The 23807-nt window shown below is 35.3% G+C and carries 23 protein-coding genes and 1 pseudogene; 16 read left to right on the forward strand and 8 right to left on the reverse strand.

The window, feature by feature from the left end:
* Window positions 1-316 precede the first annotated feature (316 nt).
* Window positions 317-679, forward strand: a complete 363-nt coding sequence (locus I7822_RS12925; protein ID WP_207978700.1) for a P-II family nitrogen regulator — start codon at window positions 317-319, stop codon at window positions 677-679.
* A gap of 1 nt (window position 680) precedes the next feature.
* Window positions 681-2000, forward strand: a complete 1320-nt coding sequence (locus I7822_RS12930) for an ammonium transporter (RefSeq protein ID WP_207978701.1) — start codon at window positions 681-683, stop codon at window positions 1998-2000.
* An 84-nt stretch (window positions 2001-2084) separates the two neighbouring features.
* Here the strand turns inward: I7822_RS12930 and bcaP are convergent, their stop codons facing one another.
* The 3 genes from bcaP to I7822_RS12945 form a co-directional block, all read right to left on the reverse strand.
* On the reverse strand, window positions 2085-3470 hold the full coding sequence (bcaP, locus tag I7822_RS12935; protein ID WP_207978703.1) for a branched-chain amino acid transporter BcaP: 1386 nt from the start codon (window positions 3468-3470) through the stop codon (window positions 2085-2087).
* Window positions 3471-3661: 191 nt separating this feature from the next.
* Window positions 3662-4744, reverse strand: coding sequence for a CopD family protein (locus I7822_RS12940; protein WP_207978705.1), 1083 nt, complete (start codon window positions 4742-4744; stop codon window positions 3662-3664).
* 3 nt (window positions 4745-4747) lie between these two features.
* Window positions 4748-5311 (reverse strand): copper resistance CopC family protein, encoded by a 564-nt coding sequence (locus tag I7822_RS12945; RefSeq protein ID WP_207978707.1) that lies wholly within the window; start codon window positions 5309-5311, stop codon window positions 4748-4750.
* Between the two features lie 520 nt (window positions 5312-5831).
* Between I7822_RS12945 and I7822_RS12950 the strand changes: the two are divergent.
* From I7822_RS12950 to I7822_RS12990, 9 genes and pseudogenes are all read left to right on the forward strand, one after another.
* Window positions 5832-5943 (forward strand): annotated as a pseudogene (locus tag I7822_RS12950) (YjcZ family sporulation protein).
* A 48-nt stretch (window positions 5944-5991) separates the two neighbouring features.
* Complete coding sequence (gene yjcZ / locus I7822_RS12955) at window positions 5992-6135, forward strand: sporulation protein YjcZ (RefSeq protein WP_207978709.1); 144 nt, start codon at window positions 5992-5994, stop codon at window positions 6133-6135.
* A gap of 457 nt (window positions 6136-6592) precedes the next feature.
* The gene (locus tag I7822_RS12960; RefSeq protein WP_207978711.1) at window positions 6593-7669 is read left to right on the forward strand and encodes a putative 2-aminoethylphosphonate ABC transporter substrate-binding protein; all 1077 of its coding nucleotides are present in this window, start codon (window positions 6593-6595) and stop codon (window positions 7667-7669) included.
* A 65-nt stretch (window positions 7670-7734) separates the two neighbouring features.
* A complete protein-coding gene (locus I7822_RS12965; protein WP_207978713.1) occupies window positions 7735-8757 on the forward strand; it encodes a putative 2-aminoethylphosphonate ABC transporter ATP-binding protein in 1023 nt (340 codons plus the stop codon).
* Window positions 8758-8759: 2 nt separating this feature from the next.
* A complete protein-coding gene (locus I7822_RS12970; RefSeq protein WP_207978715.1) occupies window positions 8760-10520 on the forward strand; it encodes a putative 2-aminoethylphosphonate ABC transporter permease subunit in 1761 nt (586 codons plus the stop codon).
* A 13-nt stretch (window positions 10521-10533) separates the two neighbouring features.
* Entirely contained in the window at window positions 10534-11343 is an 810-nt protein-coding gene (phnX, locus tag I7822_RS12975) for a phosphonoacetaldehyde hydrolase (protein ID WP_207978717.1), read from the forward strand.
* 18 nt (window positions 11344-11361) lie between these two features.
* Window positions 11362-12444 (forward strand): 2-aminoethylphosphonate--pyruvate transaminase, encoded by a 1083-nt coding sequence (gene phnW, locus I7822_RS12980; protein ID WP_207978719.1) that lies wholly within the window; start codon window positions 11362-11364, stop codon window positions 12442-12444.
* A gap of 25 nt (window positions 12445-12469) precedes the next feature.
* Window positions 12470-13651, forward strand: coding sequence for a saccharopine dehydrogenase family protein (locus I7822_RS12985; protein WP_207978721.1), 1182 nt, complete (start codon window positions 12470-12472; stop codon window positions 13649-13651).
* A 23-nt stretch (window positions 13652-13674) separates the two neighbouring features.
* On the forward strand, window positions 13675-14457 hold the full coding sequence (locus tag I7822_RS12990; RefSeq protein WP_207978723.1) for a DeoR/GlpR family DNA-binding transcription regulator: 783 nt from the start codon (window positions 13675-13677) through the stop codon (window positions 14455-14457).
* A gap of 134 nt (window positions 14458-14591) precedes the next feature.
* Here the strand turns inward: I7822_RS12990 and I7822_RS12995 are convergent, their stop codons facing one another.
* Window positions 14592-14813 carry a hypothetical protein gene (locus I7822_RS12995; protein ID WP_207978725.1) on the reverse strand — a complete coding sequence of 74 codons (222 nt, stop codon included), beginning with the start codon at window positions 14811-14813 and terminating at the stop codon, window positions 14592-14594.
* Between the two features lie 487 nt (window positions 14814-15300).
* Between I7822_RS12995 and I7822_RS13000 the strand changes: the two genes are divergently transcribed.
* Entirely contained in the window at window positions 15301-16344 is a 1044-nt protein-coding gene (locus I7822_RS13000; protein ID WP_207978727.1) for a M42 family metallopeptidase, read from the forward strand.
* A 45-nt stretch (window positions 16345-16389) separates the two neighbouring features.
* On the opposite strand, the gene I7822_RS13005 is transcribed toward I7822_RS13000, so the two are convergent.
* The 4 genes from I7822_RS13005 to I7822_RS13020 form a co-directional block, all read right to left on the reverse strand.
* Complete coding sequence (locus I7822_RS13005; RefSeq protein ID WP_207978729.1) at window positions 16390-16557, reverse strand: hypothetical protein; 168 nt, start codon at window positions 16555-16557, stop codon at window positions 16390-16392.
* A 76-nt stretch (window positions 16558-16633) separates the two neighbouring features.
* A complete protein-coding gene (locus I7822_RS13010) occupies window positions 16634-16924 on the reverse strand; it encodes a YxcD family protein (protein WP_207978731.1) in 291 nt (96 codons plus the stop codon).
* Window positions 16912-17349 (reverse strand): hypothetical protein, encoded by a 438-nt coding sequence (locus tag I7822_RS13015; RefSeq protein ID WP_207978733.1) that lies wholly within the window; start codon window positions 17347-17349, stop codon window positions 16912-16914. The genes I7822_RS13010 and I7822_RS13015 overlap by 13 nt, the downstream gene beginning before the upstream one ends.
* A 202-nt stretch (window positions 17350-17551) precedes the next feature.
* Window positions 17552-18073, reverse strand: coding sequence for a hypothetical protein (locus I7822_RS13020; RefSeq protein ID WP_207978735.1), 522 nt, complete (start codon window positions 18071-18073; stop codon window positions 17552-17554).
* Between the two features lie 259 nt (window positions 18074-18332).
* Here I7822_RS13020 and I7822_RS13025 point away from each other — a divergent pair, with 259 nt between their 5' ends.
* The 4 genes from I7822_RS13025 to I7822_RS13040 all read left to right on the forward strand — a co-directional run bounded on the left by I7822_RS13025 (window position 18333) and on the right by I7822_RS13040 (window position 23760).
* A complete protein-coding gene (locus I7822_RS13025; RefSeq protein ID WP_207978737.1) occupies window positions 18333-18797 on the forward strand; it encodes a hypothetical protein in 465 nt (154 codons plus the stop codon).
* 25 nt (window positions 18798-18822) lie between these two features.
* The gene (locus I7822_RS13030) at window positions 18823-19152 is read left to right on the forward strand and encodes a DUF3243 domain-containing protein (RefSeq protein ID WP_207978738.1); all 330 of its coding nucleotides are present in this window, start codon (window positions 18823-18825) and stop codon (window positions 19150-19152) included.
* An 82-nt stretch (window positions 19153-19234) separates the two neighbouring features.
* Entirely contained in the window at window positions 19235-20668 is a 1434-nt protein-coding gene (locus I7822_RS13035) for a phospholipase D family protein (RefSeq protein WP_207978741.1), read from the forward strand.
* A gap of 311 nt (window positions 20669-20979) precedes the next feature.
* Window positions 20980-23760 (forward strand): bifunctional diguanylate cyclase/phosphodiesterase, encoded by a 2781-nt coding sequence (locus tag I7822_RS13040; protein WP_207978743.1) that lies wholly within the window; start codon window positions 20980-20982, stop codon window positions 23758-23760.
* Window positions 23761-23807 lie beyond the last annotated feature (47 nt).

Genomic DNA, 23807 nt, shown 5'->3' on the forward strand with positions numbered 1-23807 from the left:
TTGTTGTATAGGAAATTATAAAATTCTTGTACTGTGGATAAGTGCTAGGCATCCAGCGCCTAGCCCCTCTTGGGTCTACAGCCACTTAAGAATTGAAGGTAAAGAACACCTTCTATTCTTAAGCGTCTTATTTGCCTGAGGCTGTTCAAGGCGCTTGGGCTTTTGTTCTTGAAAAACTTATAAAAAGATGCCAAGTTTTCTACTGTTTTTATTTTCTAAAAATTTTAATAGCTTAAACTGTTGACTATGTTTCTATTAATGTTATAATCTTTAACATAATGATGTCAGATAACCTAACAATGAAGAGGTGAGTAACATGAAAAAGATTGAAGCAATCATCAGACCTCAGAAGATAACCGAGACAATTAAGAGCTTAAAAAATATAGGAATAACAGGTTTTACAGTTTCACAAGTAGTAGGAAGAGGGAAGCAAAAGGATACGAAGGGTGTATACCGTGGAAAGAATTATAATGTAACACTGCACCCGAAGATTAAGCTTGAAATCGTCCTATCCGATCACATGGTTGATCAAACGATCAAAACAATCATTGCTAATGCTCAAACAGGTGAAGATGGGGATGGGAAAATTTATGTATATCCAATCCTTGAAGCATATAACATTCGTACAGGTGAATCTGATGAAACTATCGATGATCTTTCAGTAAAGGAGGGGATGTAAAGTGGAGATTATTCATTTAAATACAGTTTGGATTGTGATTGCAGCTGCGATGGTTTTATTTATGGAAGGCGGCTTTAGTTTATTAGAAGCGGGTTTAGTCCGCACGAAGAATGCTGTTAACGTTACAATGAAAATCTTCGTTGATTTAACAATAGGTGCCTTAGCATTTTGGCTTTTTGGATTTGGGATTATGTTTGGACAAGATGCTTTTGGATTTATTGGGACAAGTTTATTTGGAAGTCCGGAAAAAATATCTCTTAGTATGGAGCTGCCGAGTGAAGCATTTGTGCTTTTTCAAATGGGTTTTGCAATAGCCTGTGTTTCGATTATTTCAGGTGCAGTTGCTGAACGAATGAATTTTAAAGCTTACATTATTACGGCTGCTCTTATTACGCTTATCATTTATCCTTTATCAGGACATTGGATATGGAATAGTGAAGGTTGGTTAGCAAAGCTTGGTATGAAGGACTTTGCTGGTTCAGCGGCCATTCACGCAGTTGGAGGTTTTGCAGCGTTAGCAATGGCTAAATTATTAGGTGCAAGAAAAGGGAGATTTAATTCAGATGGTACGGTGAATGTTTTTGCACCTAGTAATATACCATTAGCATCAAGTGGTGCATTTATTTTATGGTTCGGTTGGTTTGCATTTAATAGTGGAAGTACACTAGATGCCACAAATACTTCCTTAGCATCAATTGCAATTAATACAATGCTAGCAGGTGCTAGTGGTGGTACAGTCACTCTATTATTGACAATGAATAAGTTCGGAAAAGCAGATCCAAGTATGACGATAAATGGTGTTCTTTCAGGTTTAGTCGCGATAACAGCTGGTTGTGCTTTCGTTGATCAGTGGAGTGCGATTATCATAGGTGGAATTAGTGGAATCATCGTTATTTATGCAACACTATTAATCGATAACATAAAAATTGATGATCCTGTTGGAGCAGTAGCAGTTCACGGCTTTAATGGAGTGTTTGGAACAATAGCTGTTGGCTTATTTGATACATCAGCAGGATTATTTACAACAGGTCAGGTTTCCTTATTAGGTGTTCAGCTTCTAGGTGCGGCTGTCGTAGCTGTATGGGGTTTAATTGGTGGGGCTGTTATTGCAAAAGTAGCAGAGGTAACTGTTGGCTTACGCGCTACAGAAGAAGAGGAAGAGGAAGGGCTTGATATGTCCTATCACGGCATTCCTGCTTACAATGAACTTGAGCGGTTTACAGACCTACCAACAAGTCTTTACAATTTTGAAGAATCTACTGGTATTACCATTGCTCGAACGGAGCAAAAACAAGTTGTAGGCAAGGTTTTTGCGGATTAATGATTAGTTAAATCGTAGCTAAATACTAAAAATAAGACCCAGTAACGCAAAATACTGGGTCTTATTTTTATGTCCAACATTCAATCATTTCCCTAATTTACTATGGTGTCTTGCATAAACGAAATAAATAATCAATCCAATGCAAATCCAAATAACAAAAGAAATCCATGTGATCACTGGCAAGCTTGTCATTAAATAAATACATAATAAGGCACTAATAGCAGGAAGAAAAGGAACAAACGGCACTTTAAATGCTCGTTCTAAATCAGGGTGTGTTCTTCTAAGCGCGATAACTGCAATTGAAATTAAAGTGAATGCTGCTAATGTTCCCATATTAACTAAGTGAGCTAATGTAGTTAAATCTACAAAACCTGCAATCAAAGCTGCGATTAATCCCGTCATCCAAGTATTTTGGAAAGGAGTTTTAAACGTTGGATGAACCTTAGAAAGCTTTTTAGGTAATAGTCCGTCACGACTCATTGCGAAAGAAATTCTAACCTGAGCATACATCATGACAAGTAATACCGTCGTAATTCCTGTAATCGCTCCAACAGATATAATTCCAGCAAGCGAGTTTTGTCCAACAAATTGAAGAGCAAAGGTTACAGGATCAGAAACATTTAGTTGTGAATATGGAACCATCCCTGTTAAGATTAACGCTACAATGATATATAACCCCGTACAAACGGTTAGCGATGCAATGATTCCGATTGGAACATCACGTTGTGGACGTTTTACTTCCTCGGATGCAGTAGCTACTGCATCAAATCCAATATATGCAAAGAAAACAGTTGCTGCGCCAGTAATAATTCCTTCAAATCCAAACGGTGCAAACGGAGTCCAGTTTTCTGGCTTTACATAAAAAATCCCTGAAACGATGAAGGCAACAATAACAGCCAATTTGATAAACACCATAATGTTATTAACACGTGTACTTTCTTTAATTCCCTTTGACAACAACGCTGTTATTAAGAAAATGATGATGATAGCTGGTAAGTTAATCATTCCCCCTTCACCAGATCCTGGTGCAGAGGTGAGGATTGCAGGTAATGTAATCCCGAAGCCTTCTAAAAGTGCTTGAAAATACCCAGACCAACCAGTAGCAACAGCTGCTGTTGCTAGTAAATATTCAAGCATCAAGTCCCATCCGATTAAAAAGGCAAAAATTTCCCCAAGTGTCGCATAGGTGTACGTATACACACTACCTGAAATAGGAACTGATGATGCAAATTCAGCATAACAAAAAGCAGCGAGAGCACAAGCAATGCCCGATAAAATAAACGATAGGACAAGAGCAGGACCAGCTGATTCTGCAGCAACCACCCCTGTTAAAACGAAAATTCCTGTACCGATAATGGCCCCAATCCCTAACATTGTTAAATCGAGTGCACTAAGTGTTCGATTAAGTGATTTTTGATTACTTTGTTGGATTAGTTGTGAAATTGATTTTTTTCTAAAAAGTGAACTCATAAATCCTCCAAGTTAAAAATGTTCTAAGAAAAACGCACAAATTGTAGTATATTGTCGAATATTCTAAAAGTCAATACTTATCTGACTATTAACATGTTTAATGCAATTACGAAGAGGACAAATCAAATCTATTTACAAAAAAGAGGATGACTCTTTCGTCATCCTTCTTATTCTTGCATTTATTCTTAAATTTAACCTACTATTAGTGACATAATTAATCCAAGGTAAGTAGCGATGATAAAAATGACACCAAATCCTAGAGCAATCCAAGGAGAAACCCTTTTGTAAAAACTTACAAAAATCATGGCTAAAAACATAAAAGCAATGATCATGATAAGAATACTTTGGAATCCTCCAGAGAACTGGACTGTAAATGGAGCAACTACCTCATGACCTAGCAATAACTCTACCCAGATGGCGGCTCCTTCTTGAATGACAGTGGCATTAACTTGGTGCGGTGGTGGTAATGTTCCTAAGACACCAGTTATGAAAAAAACAATCATTAGTATTACAGTCTCAGCTTGTACCCACTTTTTTGCATTAAACCCTGAATCTATTTTTGCTTTTCTTGAAAGGATTCCATTTATAAATGCAAATGCTAAAACAGGGATAATGCTAAGATGTTTTATTAAAAGCATTTGACCATACGGCAATACCCAAGCATTCGCATAATCTCTCGGTTCAATCACAAAGAACATAAGGAAGACCCCACTCATTGTTGTCATGAAAAATAAAATGATTGAAAGTGGTGTAAACCAACGTAAAAAGGAATGCCAATTTTTAATGCTGTTAGCTAACCAGCCTACATGAATAAGAACTCCAACCCAAATGGTAATTGTTAAGAAATGAATTGAATGTGTGAAAAGGCCTGGCAATAAATCCAGTGTTGAAGCATGGCTCGCATAACCTACAGAAACGATCATCAATAGTAAAAAGAGTGCTTGTAAGTATTTGGAGCCTTCTACATAAATAATCATCCATAAAAATACAGCAAAAAAACTTCCATAAAGCCAGGCAATACCAACTTGAAACTCAGTTAGGATGGCATATGCACTAAAGCTTAATAGTCCTTCAGGTGCAAAAAATGAAATAACTTGAAGGACTGGAAAAAACGTGAAAATGATAATTCCTAAAACAGTTAATAGTAAGCTTTGTTTTGAAGCCTTAATGGATGGCTTTTTTGAAGCTGGTACAAATTGAAGCACAACATAGCCAACCAAATAAGAAAATAGCATGTACGTGACATATTCAGTCATTGGAATAAGCTGATTCATACATTACCTCTTTTTACGTAAAAGAATCCAAATACCGACCGCTAAAAGGACGACTAATACAATTACAGATATAGTAGAAAACAGTGAACTATTGTCCTTAACAGTTTCTGACGCAGCTTCTATTTCAGCTTTTTCTTCTACGGCTGTATCATTCTCTTCAGTATTCTCTTTAGTTTTGTCTACTTGTTCAGTTTCATCTTGAACTTCTTCTTCAATTTCAGTATTAGGAATGTTCACTGTAAAAGGAATATCCCCTGTTAATACATGCCCATCAGTTGAGGCGACTTGCCAAGTTAAAAGATAATTACCATTTTCGAGTGGTGCTGTTAATGAACCGATAATTTGTTTATCGTTGACAGAAGAATCAAGTTTGATTTCTTCTTGTTCCTTTACTAATGTCAATCTACCTTGATTTTCAATAGCTCCAGCAAATTCTACTTTAAGCTCACGTATCTCTTCAGTGATGATTTCTCCTTCACTTGGATATGAATCCGATACAGTCGTATGTGCTGATGCATAAATTGGACATGCCAAAATTAAACATATAATAAATAAAAACTTCTTCATAAACTCACCCTTATTTTTTTAATCTTCTTACCTTCTTTCATTTTAACATTAATTGCTTTCTTCATTATTAATACATTTCTAACAATTTAGCAAACAAGCCGAATAGGATAAGAGGCGTTTTATTTAAAATGGCTGTTTTCACAAACTTTGTTGCTATTAACCAAGTAATGGGGTTTGGTTGATTGCAGAGAGAGATGCTCGCTTTCCGCGGGGCGAGCGGTGAGCCTCCTCGGCGTAAACGCCTGCATGAGTCTAACTTGTCCCGCTACTCTAAGCAGGAGTCTCGCAATCCGTTCCAATCAACCTTAAGCAGTTTTCGTTCTAAAAGCAACAATCTCTTAGAAAAGAGTCTATATAAATAAATAGAATTTTCACCTTCATTATAGTTAATTTATTTTGTTGTCTTTAAGCAATTTAATATGCGGAAATATGAAAAATTCATAGAAAACTGTGCGAATGCCCTACCGTACAAGTCCCTATATTCATATTGTAGTAGTACAACGAAAGGGAGGAGTTGTTAATGAGTGGTGCAACTCCAGGTTACGGTTACGGTTACGGTGGTGGCTTTGCTTTAATCGTTGTTTTGTTCATTCCTATTAATTATTGTAGGTTCGGCTTTCGTTGGCTACTAAGAAGAATTGGAATTTCTTTTAGATAAATCACTTAATGGAGGAGTTAGAATGGGTTATGGTTATGGATTCGGTGGCTACGGCGGAGGCTGTGGTTACGGTGGTGGCGGATATGGCTATGGTGCAGGTAGAGGTTTCGCGCTAATTGTTGTATTGTTCATCCTTTTAATTATTGTTGGCGCAGCTTGGTTTTAATAAAACCTAGTAAAAGGGGTCTGACGAATTCGTCAGACCCCTTTTACTTATCGTGATAAAGCTGGCAAAGGAGATGATTTCTTAATGATAAACCAATTAATGATCAAAGGATGTGATAAACCATTCAATCTTGAATAAGAACAGTCTCCATCGTTAAGCCTTGAACAACTAATGGAACGAACTTCACAATTGTGAAGTTCGTTTTTTCTTCGATTTTCCATAGAGCGAATGTTCTTATTGCTGTAATTCATCTCAGATTAATAACAATTTAAGAAATAATGGAAATCGAATTGATAAATAGTTGATAAGGATCAAGTTGAGAGAAAACCACATAAAAACAACTAAAGTCATTTAAAAACAACATAATACAAAATATTTACATTGGCTTCACACCTAGTTAATATTGTGGATTTATATTGTATATATAAGTTAATTATTAAAAAGGGAAGTGAAAACAATGAAAAACCACACTTTTAAACTATTCATTCTATTGTTGTCAATCTTAGTATTGACTGCATGTGGAAATGCAAATTCAGAGGAGGCTACTACAAGTAACCAGGAAGGCGGACTATCAGGTGAATTAACTGTTTACACAGCGATAGAAGAAGAATTAATTCCTCAATATTTAGAAAAGTTTAAAGTGAAATACCCTGATGTTAAGTTAAATATTGTAAGAGATTCAACTGGGATTATTACTGCTAAGCTTTTATCTGAAGGAAAAAATACACAGGCAGATGTTGTATGGGGACTAGCTGCATCCAGCCTACTTGCACTTGATCAAAAGGATATGCTAGCAAGCTATACACCGAAAGGCAGTGACAAAATTCTTCCTTCCTTTAAGGATTCAAAAGAACCTCTCAAATGGGTTGGAAACACTTCATTTATGACAGGAGTAGTCGTAAATACCACGGAACTCGAGAAAAAGAATCTACCAATCCCTAAATCTTATGAAGATCTTATAAAACCTGAATACAAGGATATGATTGTCATGCCACATCCTGCTTCATCTGGGACAGGCTTTCTAACAGTATCCGCTTGGTTACAAATGATGGGGGAAGATAAAGGTTGGAAATTCATGAACGACTTACACGAAAATGTTGCTACCTATACCCATTCTGGTTCAAAACCAGCTAAATTAGCTGCATCAGGCGAATATGCAATTGGTATTACATTAGCATATAGCGGTGTTCAACAAAAGCAGGAAGGAGCTCCTGTTGAAGTCGTTTTACCAGAAGAAGGTCTTGGCTGGGATGTAGAAGCGAATGGTTTAATTAATAAAAATGAAATGAAAAATAAAGAACTAGCAAAGGCATTTCTTGATTGGGCAATCACTGATGACGTAATGAAAAAGTATTTTGATGCAAATGGATTCTCAACGATGGAAAATAATTTTGAACTACCAGATGGGTTCCCAGAGGGTGTCGAAGAAAAAATGTTTTCTGACAATGACTTAAACTGGGCAGCACAAAACCGTGACAGCATTTTAAAAGAATGGGACTCTCAATTTAGTTCAAAGGCTGAACCAACACAATAATTGTGTTCTTACATTGAGAATTAAAATCGAACTTGTGCATTTCAATTAAAAGGAGGATCTCCCTCATGACACAACCATTTTTAGAAATAGGTCAAATCTCAAAAGAATTCGGTGTTTTTAAAGCACTTGAGGATATTAGTTTTACGATCGATAAAAATGAATTTGTTTGCTTGTTAGGTCCAAGCGGTTGTGGGAAAACAACATTGTTACGTATTATTGCGGGATTAGAAACACCAAGCAAGGGTTTTATCAGGCTAGAGGGCAATGATTTAACAAGTTTACCTCCTTCGAAAAGAGATTTTGGAATTGTTTTTCAATCATATGCTTTATTTCCAAACTTAACTGCCTATCAAAATATTGAGTATGGCTTAAAAAATAGGAATCTAAAGAAAAAGGAAAGACAAGAAAGGGTTTACGAAGTACTTGAGATGGTGGATTTATCACATATTCAGAAAAAGTACCCATCACAATTGTCAGGTGGACAACAACAACGAGTTGCATTGGCAAGGGCAATTGCGTTGTCACCAAAGTTTTTACTATTAGATGAGCCTCTATCTGCACTAGATGCAAAGGTAAGAGACAAGCTGCGTTATGAAATTCGTGCAATACAAGAAAAACTTGGTATTGCGACGATTATGGTTACCCATGATCAAGAGGAAGCATTAACGATGGCTGATAAAGTCGTTGTCATGAATAATGCAAAGATTATGCAAATAGGTAGTCCACAGGAAATATATAATCAGCCCCACCACCCATTTGTAGCAGATTTTATTGGCTCTATTAATATGTGGAAAGCGGAAAAGCGAACGGCTGGAATTAACAAAATTATAGGTATTCGACCAGAACATGTTCAACTGTCACATGATGAAGGTGTAAAAACTCGATTAGAAAATATTGAATTTAGAGGCGCGAGTTACCGTCTTCAATTGTGTGTGGAGGACGTTTCCTCTCCACTGAATAAACAAATTCTTAAGGTAGATGTTTCGGCGGCAACAATTCATGAATACAGTCTAAGGAAGGATGGAACTGTATCGATTCAATTTCCGGAACCACATTTATTAACCTATGAAGAACAGGTGGTTATTTAAATATGGGACTAACACCATCAACTAAATTTTCAGCAAAAAAAATAAGACAAATGAACAGTACTAATGAAAGATTGCAAACGTTATTGATTATCTTTGTCCTTCTCTCCTTTTTTGCTGTATTAGTTTTGCCAATTAGTACCTTGTTTTCGCAAACGGTTTTTGATAACAAAGGTGAATTTGTAGGGCTCCATAATTTTATTGAATATTTTCAAACAGCATCACTTGTGACATCTTTGCAGCACACTTTATTTATTTCAACAATGACGATGGTAATATCTGTAAGCTTAGCATTTGTGTATGCTTATTCATTAACTAGAACAGAAATGGCTGGGAAAACAATGTTTAGGTATATTGCTTTACTACCATTGTTTGCCCCAACAATGATGCATGGAATTGCTTTAATGTATCTTTTTGGGAATCAAGGAATCGTAACAAATGGTTTCTTTGGTTTACTACCAGGCGTTGATATTGAATTATATGGGGCAACAGGCATTATTATGGCGGAAGTGATCTATACGTTTCCACAAGCATTTTTAATTCTGTATATTACCCTGCAACAAACGGATAACCGTTTATATGAAGCTGCAAATACTCTCGGAACGAAAATAGCGAAACAATTTATTACGATCACGTTGCCAAGTGCAAAATATGGAATTATTAGCACTATGTTTGTTGTTTTTACATTAAGTTTTACCGATTATGGAGCACCTAAAGTAGTAGGTGGTCAGTACAATGTGCTAGCAACAGATATCTATAAACAAGTAGTAGGTCAACAAAATTTATCGATTGGCGCCACTGTCGGTGTGATTTTAATGATTCCAGCACTTTTTGCTTTTTTTGTTGACCAAATTACACAACAAAAGCAATCAGCATATGTCACTGCAAAGTCAACTCCTTATAAAGTGGTAAAAAATAAAGGAAGAGATCGAATTGCCTTGCTTTATTGTTTAAGTATTTCAGGCTTTATCTTATTGCTGTTTCTTGCCGTTGCTATCGCAGCTTTTGCGAAAATGTGGCCGTATAACTTAATTTTCACCCTTGACCATTTCACATTTTCTAGTTTATCAGGTGATGGATTAGTAGCTTACAAAAACAGTTTAATTGCTGCTGCATTAACAGCAGTGATTGGTACGATTATTACATTTATATTTGCTTATTCGATTGAAAAACTACGCAAGCATGTTGGTTTAAGAAAGATAGGAAACTTGTTATCAATTATCCCACTAGCTCTCCCAGGACTAGTAATTGGGATAAGCTATATCTTTTTCTTTAGTAAGCCTGAGCTAACCATAATGGGAATGGCCATTACAAATCCATTAAATTTCCTATATGGCTCCATCGCCATTATTGTTATCGCGAATATCTTGCATTTCTATTCTGTTGCTTTTGTTACGGCAACGACATCTTTAAAAAAGTTAGATAAAGAGTTTGAGCTGGTGTCAGAGTCCATGGGTGTTCCTTTTTATAAAACATTTTTTAAAGTGACTGTACCGATGTGTCTCTCTGCGATTTTGGAGATGGCGATGTTTTTCTTTGTTAATTCAATGGTTACGATTTCTGCAGTTGTATTTTTATACACAGCAGACTTTAAGCTTGCTGCTATTTCAATTGTAAACATGGATGACGCAGGAAATTTAGCTTCAGCAGCAGCTATGAGTGTTTTAATTGTTTTAACAAATATAGTAGTTAGAGTACTGTATGAAATTGCTTTAAAAAGCTTAAGAACAAAAACAGAAAAATTGAAAGTATCTAAAGCAGTATAATTAACCTGAAAGGATGATTGTAATGAATAAAATTGAAGGAATTATTTTTGATTGGGCAGGAACGACTGTTGATTATGGTTGTTTTGCACCATTACATGTATTTCTTGAAGTTTTTGAAGACAAAGGTGTCAAGATCACATTGGATGAGGCGAGAAAACCAATGGGATTATTAAAGATTGAACATATTCAAGCGATCATGAAGATGCCTCGAGTGAAGCAAGCTTGGGAGAAGGTTTATGGAAATGTGCCAACAGAGAATGATGTTAATGAAATGTATCCACTATTCGAGGAAAAGCTTTTTAAAAGCTTAGCCCAATTTACAACACCTATACCTGGTGTATTGCAAGTAATTGATCAATTAAGAAGTAATGGACTTAAAATTGGTTCAACAACTGGTTACACAGCAGAAATGATTGAGATTGTTTCTAAAAATGCTGAGAAGGAGGGCTATGCTCCAGACGTGATTGCAACATCAGACCTCGTGAAAGAAGGCAGACCTTACCCATGGATGTGTTATTACAATGCAATGATGCTGGGGATTTATCCAATGTCTAAGCTCGTAAAAGTTGGAGATACAACAACTGATATGTTAGAAGGAAGAAATGCTGGAATGTGGACGGTTGGAGTGATATTAGGCAGTAGTACACTTGGCTTAACTCAAGAAGAAGTTAATGAAATGGAACGTTCACTATTGAAAGAAAAAATAGAGATTGCAAGAAATGAATTATATGCTGCAGGAGCCCACTATGTGATCGACTCAATAAAAGAATTACCACAATTAATAGAAACAATTGAAGAAATAAAAGAGCCTGTGCTTGTTTAAACAATAGGAGGGACTATCATGAATAATCCATATTTATTACTAACTCCAGGTCCATTAAGTACATCAGAAACTGTAAGGCTTGCAATGAGAAAAGATTGGTGTACTTGGGATCACGAATACATGCAATTAGTACAAAAAATCAGACAGCAATTGGTTAATATAGCTACACATCAACGCCACGAATATACGTCTGTATTAATGCAGGGGAGTGGAACGTTTACTGTTGAGTCAGTAATTGGTTCTGTTATACCAAGGGAATATTCGAAACTTCTCATTGCTACCAATGGTGCATATGGTAATCGGATTGCCCAAATAGCAGGTATTCTCGGGATTCAAACGGTGATAAGTCGAACAAATGAGAATGAACCGACAAATATTCTTAAAATTGAACAGTACTTACAAACTGATCAAACGATCACACATGTAGTAGTTGTTCATTGTGAAACAACAACAGGTATACTAAACCCAGTTGAAGAAGTATGTAAACTAGCAAAAACGTATAATAAAAAAACGATTGTTGATGCGATGAGCAGTTTTGGTGGAATTGAGATTGATGTACATGAATGGAAAATTGATTTTTTAATTAGCAGTGCGAACAAATGTATTCAAGGTGTTCCTGGTTTTGGATTCGTTATTGCAAGAATAGAAGAGCTAGAAAAATGTGAAGGAATTTCACACTCCTTATCGTTAGATTTATATGATCAATGGAAAACGATGGAGGAATCACATGGGAAGTGGAGATTTACATCACCGACTCATGTGGTAAGAGCCTTTGATCAAGCTTTACTGGAATTAGAAGAGGAGGGTGGAGTAAGAGCAAGACATAGAAGGTACAGTGAAAATCAATTAACACTTGTTGGAGGGATGAGCAAGATTGGATTTGAGCCTTTTGTTTTAAGAGAATATCAATCACCAATCATTACATCCTTCCAATTTCCGAATAGAGAATTTGAATTCATTCCTTTTTATCAGCACCTCAAAAAGGAAGGGTTTGTCATTTACCCAGGAAAGGTTTCAGAGGTTTTAACCTTCCGTATAGGTACGATTGGGGAAGTGTATAAAAATGATATCGAGCGATTAATACAATCCATTAAAAAATAGGAACACAAAAAGGAGCGGTTTTAAAATGAAGGTATTTTGCTTAGGTGGAGCTGGTAAAATTGCACGGGAAGCGGCTCTTGACTTAGTTATGTTTTCAAGCTTTGAACAAATCACTGTTGCAGACTACAATGAAGAAGAGGGACATAAAGTTGTAGAGTGGCTGAAAGATCCACGAGTTGACTTTGTAAAAGTAAATGTTCATGACCATCAAGATACGTTAGAAAAAATGAAAGGCTATGACATTGTCATGGATGGAACAACAATTACTCTAAATGGAAAAACAACAGCGTGTATAGCAGAAGCTGGCTGCCATGGCATCAATTTAAATGGATTTGGTGAGGAAGATGCTTACCACGAAAAATTTGTGATAAACGGAAAAACATGCTTGCCTGGTTTTGGAATGACTCCCGGTTTAACACAGCTAATGGCCATGCATGCTGCTAATCAGCTAGACTCCGTTGAAAGCGTAAGAGTGAGTCATGGTTCATACCGTCCTATTGCATTCTCTAAATCTATAACGGAAACAACTACATATGAATACGATCCTGCTCTACCTGGAAGAGTCGTTTATGAAAATGGGAAATTCGTTCAAGTGCCACCTTTTGCAAGACCAAGAGAAATTGAATTGCCAGAGCCTTATGGAAAAGGAACACAATATATCATTCCGCATGCAGAGACAAAAACATTGGCAAAAGCTTTAAAGCATAAAGATGTAAAGTTAATTGAAGTTCGTGGAACATGGCCTGAACAAAATATAAAGCTAGTCCGAGCATTATATGAATATGGAATTTTACGAAATGATAAGATCAATATTAATGGCATTGATATTGGTATCATGGATTGTATTTCACAGTATTTATATCAATCAAAAGAAGGTTCAGAAACAGACCTTTATGGCTATGCCCTTCACATTGAAGTGATTGGTGAAAGAGATGGTCAGAAAGCCAAGTATGTTCTAACTCATACACATCCTAAATCAGATGGCTCTGCCCGAGGGTGGGAAGGCTTACGCGCATATACACGAAATGTGGCGATTCCATTTGCAATTGCTACAGAAATGATCGCAAAGAACCATGTAGAGAAAATAGGAATCATCACTCCAGAAGAAGCGTTTAAAGAACCAGAAGGCTTTTTTAAAGAACTGGAAAAGCGTGGTATACTTGTACATGAGAAAATTGACATGTTACATGCACCCACTACAGTCTAACAATTGTCATTAGGGGGATTGTGATGTCTTTACTAGCAGAAGAGAGAAAAAAGATAATCATGGATTTACTTGAAGAAAATGAACAGGTAAAAGTAGCTGATTTAGCTATACAATTTCATGTTTCAACCGAAACAATCCGCCGAGATTTGGAAGAGCTAGAGTCTGAAAATAAGTTAAAAAAAGTTTATGGTGGAGCTGTGAAAATATCTAGAGAAAATGAAGAACCATCTTTATTTGAGCGAGAAATATTACGCGTTGAAGAAAAAAAGAGGATTGCACGTAAGGCTTTAGAATTTATCGAAGACGGTGACGTAATCGTTATCGATGAAGGAACAACCACCTACCAAATGGTTAATGGACTTTGTGATAAAAAAGGCATTACAGTCATAACGAATTCTTTTCCAGTCTCTTCTTTACTGATCTCACATGCAAATAAACAAATGTTTGATGGGGAGCTAATCTTCATTGGTGGAAAAGTACAATTCGACCATTACCGTTCATCAAGCTCTTTATCTGAAAAAATAGCAAAGGAATTTTTCCCGGATAAAGTGTTCATTTCGGCAGATGGACTAATACCAGATAAAGGTGTTATGAGTTATGACATAGAAAAAACACAGCTCTCAAAAATCTATTTAGAAAATGCGACAAAGAGTTTCTTATTGTTAGATCATTCAAAAATAGGGATAAAAGCAAGCTATCGTCTAGCCAGTCTAAAGGATATTGATTATATAATGAGTGATGTTCCAATTCCTAAAGATTGGAAAAATGAAGAAATCGACAGAAACAAATGGATTTCGTGTAAGTGAAGTGAATAGCTTGTAGAATATATTTAAATGACGAAGATGTAGTTGTAATAGAAGTTAACCAACCGTAATGAATAGGATTTTTAGGGCAGTCTACCATTAAATGGGATGCTGCCCTCATTTTGCTTACGAACAGATTAAGACGTTTTTTTTTCGTTCTCACCAATATGGATTAACGAATTTCTTTTAATCCAGTATTGGAAGCTATCTAGTGGAAATATTCCTCTGCGTTTAGAATTGTTCATTTGGATTACTACACTACCTTCTGTTACTTCTAAAATCTTTAATTTGTCCGAATTGCTAATGTTAGGGATAAAACTGCCTTTCAGTTCAAACTCCATATTGTTGTATAAATCCATTCTAGAAAACCTCCAATAATTAATATTTATCATTAAATTTCCCTGAATTTCATTTATTATCCATTTTCGTTATTTGATTTATCCGATTTTTAACAGGCAGTAAAAAATCCACCACAAGATGCTATAGAAGGAATTAAGATCGGTGGTGAAAATACCCGTAAAGATTCAATAGGTTTCGGTTTATATCAAAAGGAATATAAAAACCATTAGCGAATAAATAGATAGCCATACTTAAGAAAAATGTGACGTTTTTTTCAACTTCTAAATCTAAAGAAAGGTAGGAGGATTAAACCATTGTTAATAGTTAATAGAGCTTATTTAGATAATGCGTTAAAGAGCATATTTAATCATGGGGTGTAGAATTGACGAAAGCTCCTTGTTTAATCTTGATTGAATAATTGTAAAAAATGCTGCTCCATTCGTAGTGGTGGTTTTTATTTGATAAAATGTGTATATTGAATCGCTTCACTAAGAAAGGGGTACATCTATGACAACTAATAATGAAACAGTCCAACTAATCAAACAACTAGTGGAAATACCGAGTCCATCAGGTAATACGAATCAAGTGATCACATTCGTGGAGCACTATTTGAAAAGTTTTCATGTTGAAATGAATCGAAATAAAAAGGGGGGCTTAGTTGTAACGATTCCTGGTAGCAATAAAGAGCAGCATCGAATGCTAACTGCCCATGTTGATACATTAGGAGCAATAGTAAAAGACATTAAATCAAGCGGACGTTTAATGATTGATTTAATTGGTGGCTTTAACTACAACTCTATTGAAGGTGAATATTGTAAAATTGAGACAGCAAGTGGCAAAGTCTATACAGGTACAATCCTTATGCATCAAACCTCAGTACATGTTTATAAGGAAGCAGGAAAACTAGAGAGGAATCAAAAAAATATTGAAGTAAGAATTGATGAAAAAGTACATAATGCAGAGGATACACGTCTACTTGGTATAGAGGTTGGCGATTTGATTTCGTTCAATCCAAGAGTTGAAATCACAGATAGTGGTTTTATTAAGTCACGTCATTTAGATGATAAGGCAAGTGTGGCGTTGTTGCTCCAGCTTATAAAGCGGATTTCAGATGAAAAAATCAAACTTCCATATACAACCCATTTTCTAATTTCAAACAATGAAGAAATTGGATATGGTGGGAACTCAAATATTCCTTCTGAAACAGTTGAGTATTTAGCTGTTGATATGGGTGCAATTGGTGATGGTCAAGAAACAGATGAATACACTGTTTCAATTTGTGCGAAGGATGCAAGTGGTCCTTATCATTATGGATTTAGGAAAAAATTAGTGGAGATCGCAAAGCAAAACAACATCGAATATAAAGTAGATATTTATCCATATTACGGATCTGATGCATCTGCAGCCATTCGTGCAGGACATGATATTGTTCACGGATTAATCGGTCCTGGAATTGATGCTTCACACGCATTTGAGCGAACACATTTATCATCATTAGAAAATACTGCAAGCTTGCTGTATTATTATGTGCAATCGAAAATGACATTCTAACGTTAGATGATAAAAAAGGCTGGCTCAATATGGGCCAACCTCTCATTATGATCGATTGATTAACTTATATGTAAGAAATGTACCTCCAAGAAGGAGAGCGGATAACAGTAAAACAAAACCAAGACCAACATCATCAGCAATTGTTAGTAAATAAATGATAAGGGCTATATCTGTAATAATCGATCCGATGAAAAGTACTTTAGGTGAGCGCATAATGTTCTCCTTTCAAAATAATCATGAATATTTTACTTGCTTAATAATAATAAAAACGAGGGTTAAGCCCCTCGTTTTATTCTACATAAGCGATTACACCTTCATCCTCATCAAGAACAAGCTCAAGAGCAGCTGAAAAAGGATCAATTTTCAATTCGGTTTCAAGCCAGAAGCGAATTGCCTCAATAATATTAGCTGTAATTAATATTTGCTTGCGGTCATTTACGTAAGCTTCAGCAGAAAATCCATAATCATCATCATACAATAATTCAATATCTACCTCTTGAGGTTTAATTTGTCTTTTGTACGAAATGTGTAAACAAAGAGCATTAACGATATCTTGTTCAGAAACCTTTATTTTCCCCATACTGTGTCATCCTCAGATTTACGTTTCTTTTTGAATAAAGTAAATAATTTGCGAATGATAAAGATAACAGCAATGATGGCTAATCCATTGATAAATAAACCAATGATCGAACCTAAAATGCCTAGATTACTAAGCAATCCACCTAGTAATAAACCAGCTAGTCCACCTAAAAATAATCCCTTCATAATGCCGCCCATTTTTGGTTTCGCTGTAGTGCTGTTTTTTGTCGTTGTAGACGACTTTTGCTGTGTATCGTCTTTTTTAAACAGTGACGGGCTATTATTTGTATTGGAGTTAAAGGATTTTTTACCAGATTTATAACCTTTCGCACTTACTGTTGTCAATTGATCGCCAAGCATGAAACCACCAACTGGAGTGAAAAGTAATGTAAGTACAAGCATTGCAGAAAATAGTTTTTTGAACATGGTGTGTTTCCTCCTACAGTTTAATGTCATCCATAGAGTTTGAATCTACCTCCATCCATGACAAATAGTAATACGTATTAGAAAAGAAAAAGGTTCCATAATTTTTTTCTTTTCTTAATTGTAATGGATTAATTGAATTTACACAAAAAATAGATCATTTTGAATCAGTTAAAGTTTTAACTGATTCAAAATGATCTATTTGCTATTCGTTACATACCCATTTTATTTCACCAGATTTGTCCTCATAATCTATGTCCACCTGGAAATCATGTTTTTCGTAGAAATGAATGAGGCGATCTACATGATCCCAATCTCTTTCAGCAATGTCACCGGTTATTTCAGGGATGTTTTGTTCGATTGCTAGCTCTTTTAAATAATCCATACAAATGGAGCCATAGCCTCTATTTTCTGGGCCTTTTATATCTCCAATATGGATTTTTTGTTCGTTAGCATAAGTTGCCTGAATGGAGAAATCCCATTGGCCATTATAGGAGGTTTCACAATCACATAACATGATTTTACACGATTGACTGTCTTCTGGTGTGTAAACAATAACGAGTTTATCTTCCTTTGCTTGGTCGACACCAAGTACCTTACTTTTTTTAGCAATTTCCTTTAGATTATCCTGCATGCGAAAGACCTGGAATTCTAAATCCTCTAACTCTTCCTTTAAATCCTCAGGGTCATTTGTACGAGTGTCTTCATCAAGTAATTTACTAAACATGTTGTGCTCCTTTCTTAGTTGTTGTCCATCTATAAATAATAGATTCTTGTATTCTCATCCTATACTCATAAATGAAAGAAATGTTTTTTTACAACAAACAGTGAAATATTATAGATGTTTTCTGAGAATTTTTCAATAGATTAATTGAAAATACCTATTGGAAATACTAGGAAGTTACTTGACATTATCAAAATGGTTTACAATCTGAAAAATCGGGAAATAAACCGATAACAAAGTTATAAATAAAGGAGGAATATTCATGGGACAAGCAATTGTAAAGGAAAAACAACAAAATAATAAATTAATAAAAGGTATGATCATAGGTGGTGTGGTAGGTGGTGTTCTCACTCTAATTGATCGAAATACAAGAAGTGCTGTAGCGACAAAAGCCGTTGATATAAAGGATTCTTCCAAAAATATTATCATGCATGTGAAAGAGAATCCGGGTGAAGTAAAGGAGCAACTACTCGAACAGGTAAAACAAGCAACAGATACTTTAAAACATACCATCCAAGAAGCAAAGAATTTGGCTGAACGAATCAATCGTGATGTTATAAAGGAAGCAAAGGAAATCTCACATGAAGCAGTTTCTTTAGCAGAGGATACAAAGGAGGAATACTTAGACCTCCAATCAAATGTTAAGGATACTAGCTCCAAGCTAACTGAATCTACAAATAAACCGCAAACACAGGCTGAGCTAAATGCAAACTTACATTCATATTAACTAGCATAAAAAAGGAGGGCTAATCATGGATCATCAAAATGAAGTCGAGCATTCAGCCCACATTAATAAGGTTGAAAGAGCAGTGAATGGTATAGGACAAGAAAAAAAGCAAGAAATCCTCGCCAATTTTGAATCATTTAAAGAATTCCTAGGCAAAAAGGTAGCGATGGGAAAAAAGATGGGATTAACTGAAGAACAGTTGGCACTAGCAACACAAAAGGTAGCGGACTTCTTAGCAGAACACGAATACCCACGAAACCGAGAGGAGAAGCTTCTTCAAGAGCTTTGGAGAGCAGGTTCTGATGACGAACGACATATGCTTTCACATATGTTAATTAAACTGGTGAGATATTGAGTACACAATAAAATATAAAAAAGATAGGAGAAAAGAGGCTGACTTTAGATGTTAGCCTCTTTTCAATAGAGACGGAGGAAAAATGAAAGCTATATTAAAAAGAAAGAGTACTTGGATGATTCTCTTTTTAGTCATGTTATTATCCAGTGTAAGTCTCTACCATAGCAACAAACCATTACCAAAGGGTATTTCATACGAAAGTCAAACCTATATGGTTGATAATGTGAATTTTTTATATGATTTAAGCTATAAGGATGCTCAAAATAATACGATTTATGAACAGGAGATTTTTCAGGAATTTTATAAATTGATTGGGGAAGCAGAGGAATTTATCGTATTGGATATGTTTCTTTTTAACGGATTTGCAGATGGAGAGCGAAAATATCCAGCTATTAGTGAAACATTAACAACTAATATCCTCGAGCAAATAAAAAAGAAACCGAATTTACAAGTGTATTTGCTTACAGACGAAATAAATACCACTTATAATTCACATAAACTAGAGCATATTGAAGCATTAAAAGAGCATGGTGTACAGGTTATATTTACTGATTTAAATAAATTAAGAGATCCAAATCCAATATATTCCGGTCTTTGGAGAGTAGCTTTCAAATGGTTTGGACAAGAAGGAAATGGTTGGTTACCTAATCCGATAGCAAAGTCAGCCCCAGAAGTTACGTTAAGATCATATTTAAAACTTTTGAATATAAAAGCAAATCATCGAAAGGTCATTGCCACAGAGGATGCAGCGATTATTTCGTCAGCAAATGCTCATGATGCAAGTGGTTATCATTCTAATATTGCTTTTAAGGTAAACGGCAATATAATTGGTGATGTGCTTAATACAGAACAAGCAGTAGCAAAGTTTTCGGGTGGGGGTATACTTCCTAAATGGAAGGAAGAAGATCATCGTAAAGGTAAGATTAGACTTCAGTTAGTGACAGAAGGGAAAATCGAAGAGAATATCATTGATGAGATCAAATCGACAGAAAAGGGAGATATAATTTGGCTAGCGATGTTCTATTTAGCTGACACAGATGTTCTAAAAGAATTAAAACATGCTGCTTCCAAACGAGATGTAAAAATCAAAATGATCCTTGATCCAAATCAAAATGCGTTCGGATCTGAAAAAATGGGCTTACCAAATTTACCTGTAGCTGCAGAGCTAACCCAATTAGCTGAAAAGAACATTGAAATTCGTTGGTATCATACTGGGGAAGAACAGTTCCATTCTAAATTATTGTATATAGAGAAACAAAAGGAAGCAGTAGTTATTGGTGGATCCGCAAATTTTACTGAGAGAAATTTAAATAACTATAATCTTGAGACAGATGTAAAGATAAAAGCCTCAAATCAAGAAGAAGTTATTCAAGAAATAGATTCCTATTTCCATCGTTTATGGAAAAATGAAAATGGAGAATATACAGTTGATTATAAGCATTATCAAGATCAATTGCCTGTAGTTAAATATATTCTATATCTGATTCAGAAGCTTTTTCGTTTCACAACCTACTAATTAAAAACCTCTTATTATCAGTGACTTTATACCTATGTTAATTTTGAATTTTGGTCCTTAGTACCTTTTTTTTATGGCTTCGAATATAATATGCTTTATTTAAAAGAATTGTATGATATTGTCGTTTTTTTTCATTAGTGTAAATATTAAGTCAGTATTATGAAAATTATGGATATTCCTTGACTTTAATTGTTCTTTTTGCAATGTTTTAATTGAGTCATATTTTTATGGTTGTCTATTTAATGCCTTTTAGGAAAATAGGACAAATTTGATCTAGGCTTAAACGTGATCGTTAATTTGGAGGGTACGGAATGATAGAAGAACACACGAGGTATTCACGTCTCGCACAGACTACGAAGCTGATTAATACGAAATTAGAGTTACGTGAAGTGTTAGAGCACGTTGTTACTGCCATATCTGATGAAATATTTCGATGTGATTCCGTAGGGATTTATTTACCACAGAATGATGGGACATACAGAGGTTATGTAGGAAAACCAGAACTTTTAAATAGTATGACCCTGGATATGCTAGTAATTAATCCTGAAACCGATTTGTTAGCTAAAGAAGTACTTGAAAAGAAAGAAAGTATTTACATACCAGACACCTCTAAGGATTCTAGGCCAGATCCTGGACCGATAAAGGCATTTAAAATGAATTCCTTATTATCTTTACCAATAAATTATGAAGATGAAGTATATGGTCTTGTTTTTTTATTTAATCATGGTGAACATATGAATTTAACGGAGGCTGAAATACAGTCAGTGGAAGCGTATGTTAATATGGCTGCGGTTGCAATTCGAAATGCGAATAATTTAACGAGAAAAGAGAATCTAATCTCGGAAAAACAATTGCTATTAGATGTGACAAGAGAACTTTCTCTATGTTCAACAATGAATGAGGTTCTTGATAAATGCTTCTATTATGTTGGAAGAGTATTAAAGAATACAAATATTGGTGCACATTTGTTAGATCCAATTGCTGGAAATCTGTTTAAACCAGCAAGTTTGAGTAAGGAAAGTGACTGGACAGAAGAAGCATGGAAGAAAACCCATAGCATTATTAAAATTGATCAAAGTACTGACCGTCTATTTCAAGAAGTAATCCAAACAAAAAAAGCTTTATTCGTTCCAGATGTATTTTCGGATCCTCGGCCGAACCATGAGGCCTGTCGTACTTTTGGAATAAAAGGAGTGCTAATGCTTCCTATTGTAACAATGGGGAAGATTCTTGGATTACTAGCAATCGTGAATTTAGATGAGAAGGATAGGGTATATCCACAAGCAGATATTCAGCTCGCGCAATCGATCGTTGAGGCGACTGCATCGGTACTTTCACATTTGATTTATATGGAAAAACAGGAACTAATTATAAAGGAACGGACGATAGAGCTTATTGAAAAGAATCAGGAGTTAGAGGATGTAGTTGGCGAGCTCCAAAGGTTAAGCCGTGAGAAGGAATTGATTCTTAATTCTGCTGGTGATGGAATTGTAGGACTAGATATCGAAGGGAATATTACGTTTTGCAATCCTGCTGCGGAAACAATTTTAGGTTACATAGAGAAGGAATTAATCGGAAGATCGTATGAGTCATTCTTTTCAAAAGCAATGACGAGTATCAAACATACTTCTCTTTTAAAATGTTCCAAGGAAGCAACGATTTATACGGATGAAACCTTTATTCGCAAAGACGGTTCCAAATTCCCTGCTGAATTTGCTATCACATCTATTAAAGAAAAGCAAATGGTAATTGGCTATGTTGTCACATTTAAAGATATAACCATCAGGAAACAGATGGAGGAAAAAATAAATTATCATGCTTATTATGATAGCTTAACTAACTTACCCAATCGTCTATTATTACAGGATCGATTAAATCAAGGATTAGCTTATGCGCAGCTTCACAAAGAACAGCTTGCTGTTTTATTCCTTGATTTAGATCGTTTTAAAACCATTAATGATACGTTAGGCCATAGCTATGGAGACTTATTACTTCAAAAGGTTGCTGAGCGTTTAAGTCATTGTGCGTATAAAGGGTGTACTGTTTCTCGTCAAGGTGGAGATGAATTTACAATTATTTTACCCATTGTTCGCTGTGAAAAAGAGGTAAAAGTTTTCTCAGAAAACGTAATAGCAGCATTTGAAGAACCTTTTGATTTAAAAGGAAATGAGATCTTTGTAAAAACAAGCATTGGAATCAGCTTGTATCCACAAGATGGTGTAGATGCAGAAGATTTAATAAAAAAGGCTGACACTGCTATGTATAAGTCAAAAGAGTTAGCTGGAAATGAATATCAATTTTATACATCAGCAATGGATAATCATACGCTCGAAAATGTGAAATTAGAGAATTCGTTATACAAGGCACTTGATTTCGATGAATTAAGGATTTACTACCAGCCACAGTATGATAATAAGAATAAGCGAATCTTCGGTGTTGAGGCACTACTTCGCTGGGAGCACCGAACAAAAGGAATGATTTCCCCTGGAGAATTTATTCCACTTGCAGAGGAAACTGGCTTGATTGTTCCGATTGGTGAATGGGTACTAAGAAATGCGTGTAAGCAACTAAAAGAGTGGCAAATGAAAGGGTATCCTGAAATTACAGTATCGGTGAATGTTTCTGCCCAGCAGTTTAATAAACCGCATTTTGTAAACATGGTAAAAGAAATCATCGATGAAACTCAATTATCACCTCATTTTTTAGAGCTTGAGCTGACAGAAAATCTAATTATTCAAAATACAGAGGAAACCTTACATAAAATGTCTAGATTAAAAGATCTAGGGATTAAGATATCAATTGATGATTTTGGGACAGGCTATTCTTCTCTAGGTTATTTGAAGAATTTTCCGATCAATACTTTGAAAATCGATCGATCCTTTATCAAGGATGTTTGTCATGATCCTAAAAATGCAGCGATTACCAATACAATCATTACATTAGCCCATAATTTAAACCTACATGTTATTGCTGAAGGGGTAGAGTCATTAGAACAAATTGAATTCTTATCATTAAATGATTGTTTTCGTATACAGGGTTATTATTATTCCCGTCCTATAAAGCCTTATGATTTAGTTGAAACTTATTTTTAATTTAATAATTTTGTTGTTTCATTCTCAACCGAACGGGAGGCGTTAAA

The sequence above is a fragment of the Metabacillus bambusae genome (genome assembly GCF_017497975.1).
Taxonomy (GTDB): Bacteria; Bacillota; Bacilli; order Bacillales; family Bacillaceae; genus Metabacillus; species Metabacillus bambusae.

Bases quoted from the DNA above. Each gene is read 5' to 3' on its own strand.
- phnW (WP_207978719.1), top strand. From the start codon at position 11,362: ATGAATAATCCATATTTATTACTAACTCCAGGTCCATTAAGTACATCA.
- I7822_RS12990 (WP_207978723.1), top strand. From the start codon at position 13,675: ATGTCTTTACTAGCAGAAGAGAGAAAAAAGATAATCATGGATTTACTT.
- I7822_RS12925 (WP_207978700.1), top strand. From the start codon at position 317: ATGAAAAAGATTGAAGCAATCATCAGACCTCAGAAGATAACCGAGACA.
- I7822_RS12995 (WP_207978725.1), bottom strand. From the start codon at position 14,813: ATGGATTTATACAACAATATGGAGTTTGAACTGAAAGGCAGTTTTATC.
- I7822_RS12965 (WP_207978713.1), top strand. From the start codon at position 7,735: ATGACACAACCATTTTTAGAAATAGGTCAAATCTCAAAAGAATTCGGT.
- I7822_RS12970 (WP_207978715.1), top strand. From the start codon at position 8,760: ATGGGACTAACACCATCAACTAAATTTTCAGCAAAAAAAATAAGACAA.
- bcaP (WP_207978703.1), bottom strand. From the start codon at position 3,470: ATGAGTTCACTTTTTAGAAAAAAATCAATTTCACAACTAATCCAACAA.
- I7822_RS12960 (WP_207978711.1), top strand. From the start codon at position 6,593: ATGAAAAACCACACTTTTAAACTATTCATTCTATTGTTGTCAATCTTA.
- I7822_RS13035 (WP_207978741.1), top strand. From the start codon at position 19,235: ATGAAAGCTATATTAAAAAGAAAGAGTACTTGGATGATTCTCTTTTTA.
- I7822_RS13015 (WP_207978733.1), bottom strand. From the start codon at position 17,349: ATGTTCAAAAAACTATTTTCTGCAATGCTTGTACTTACATTACTTTTC.
- I7822_RS12945 (WP_207978707.1), bottom strand. From the start codon at position 5,311: ATGAAGAAGTTTTTATTTATTATATGTTTAATTTTGGCATGTCCAATT.
- I7822_RS13000 (WP_207978727.1), top strand. From the start codon at position 15,301: ATGACAACTAATAATGAAACAGTCCAACTAATCAAACAACTAGTGGAA.
- I7822_RS13010 (WP_207978731.1), bottom strand. From the start codon at position 16,924: ATGGGGAAAATAAAGGTTTCTGAACAAGATATCGTTAATGCTCTTTGT.
- I7822_RS13040 (WP_207978743.1), top strand. From the start codon at position 20,980: ATGATAGAAGAACACACGAGGTATTCACGTCTCGCACAGACTACGAAG.
- I7822_RS13020 (WP_207978735.1), bottom strand. From the start codon at position 18,073: ATGTTTAGTAAATTACTTGATGAAGACACTCGTACAAATGACCCTGAG.
- I7822_RS13030 (WP_207978738.1), top strand. From the start codon at position 18,823: ATGGATCATCAAAATGAAGTCGAGCATTCAGCCCACATTAATAAGGTT.
- I7822_RS12940 (WP_207978705.1), bottom strand. From the start codon at position 4,744: ATGAATCAGCTTATTCCAATGACTGAATATGTCACGTACATGCTATTT.
- I7822_RS12985 (WP_207978721.1), top strand. From the start codon at position 12,470: ATGAAGGTATTTTGCTTAGGTGGAGCTGGTAAAATTGCACGGGAAGCG.
- yjcZ (WP_207978709.1), top strand. From the start codon at position 5,992: ATGGGTTATGGTTATGGATTCGGTGGCTACGGCGGAGGCTGTGGTTAC.
- I7822_RS13025 (WP_207978737.1), top strand. From the start codon at position 18,333: ATGGGACAAGCAATTGTAAAGGAAAAACAACAAAATAATAAATTAATA.
- phnX (WP_207978717.1), top strand. From the start codon at position 10,534: ATGATTGTAATGAATAAAATTGAAGGAATTATTTTTGATTGGGCAGGA.
- I7822_RS13005 (WP_207978729.1), bottom strand. From the start codon at position 16,557: ATGCGCTCACCTAAAGTACTTTTCATCGGATCGATTATTACAGATATA.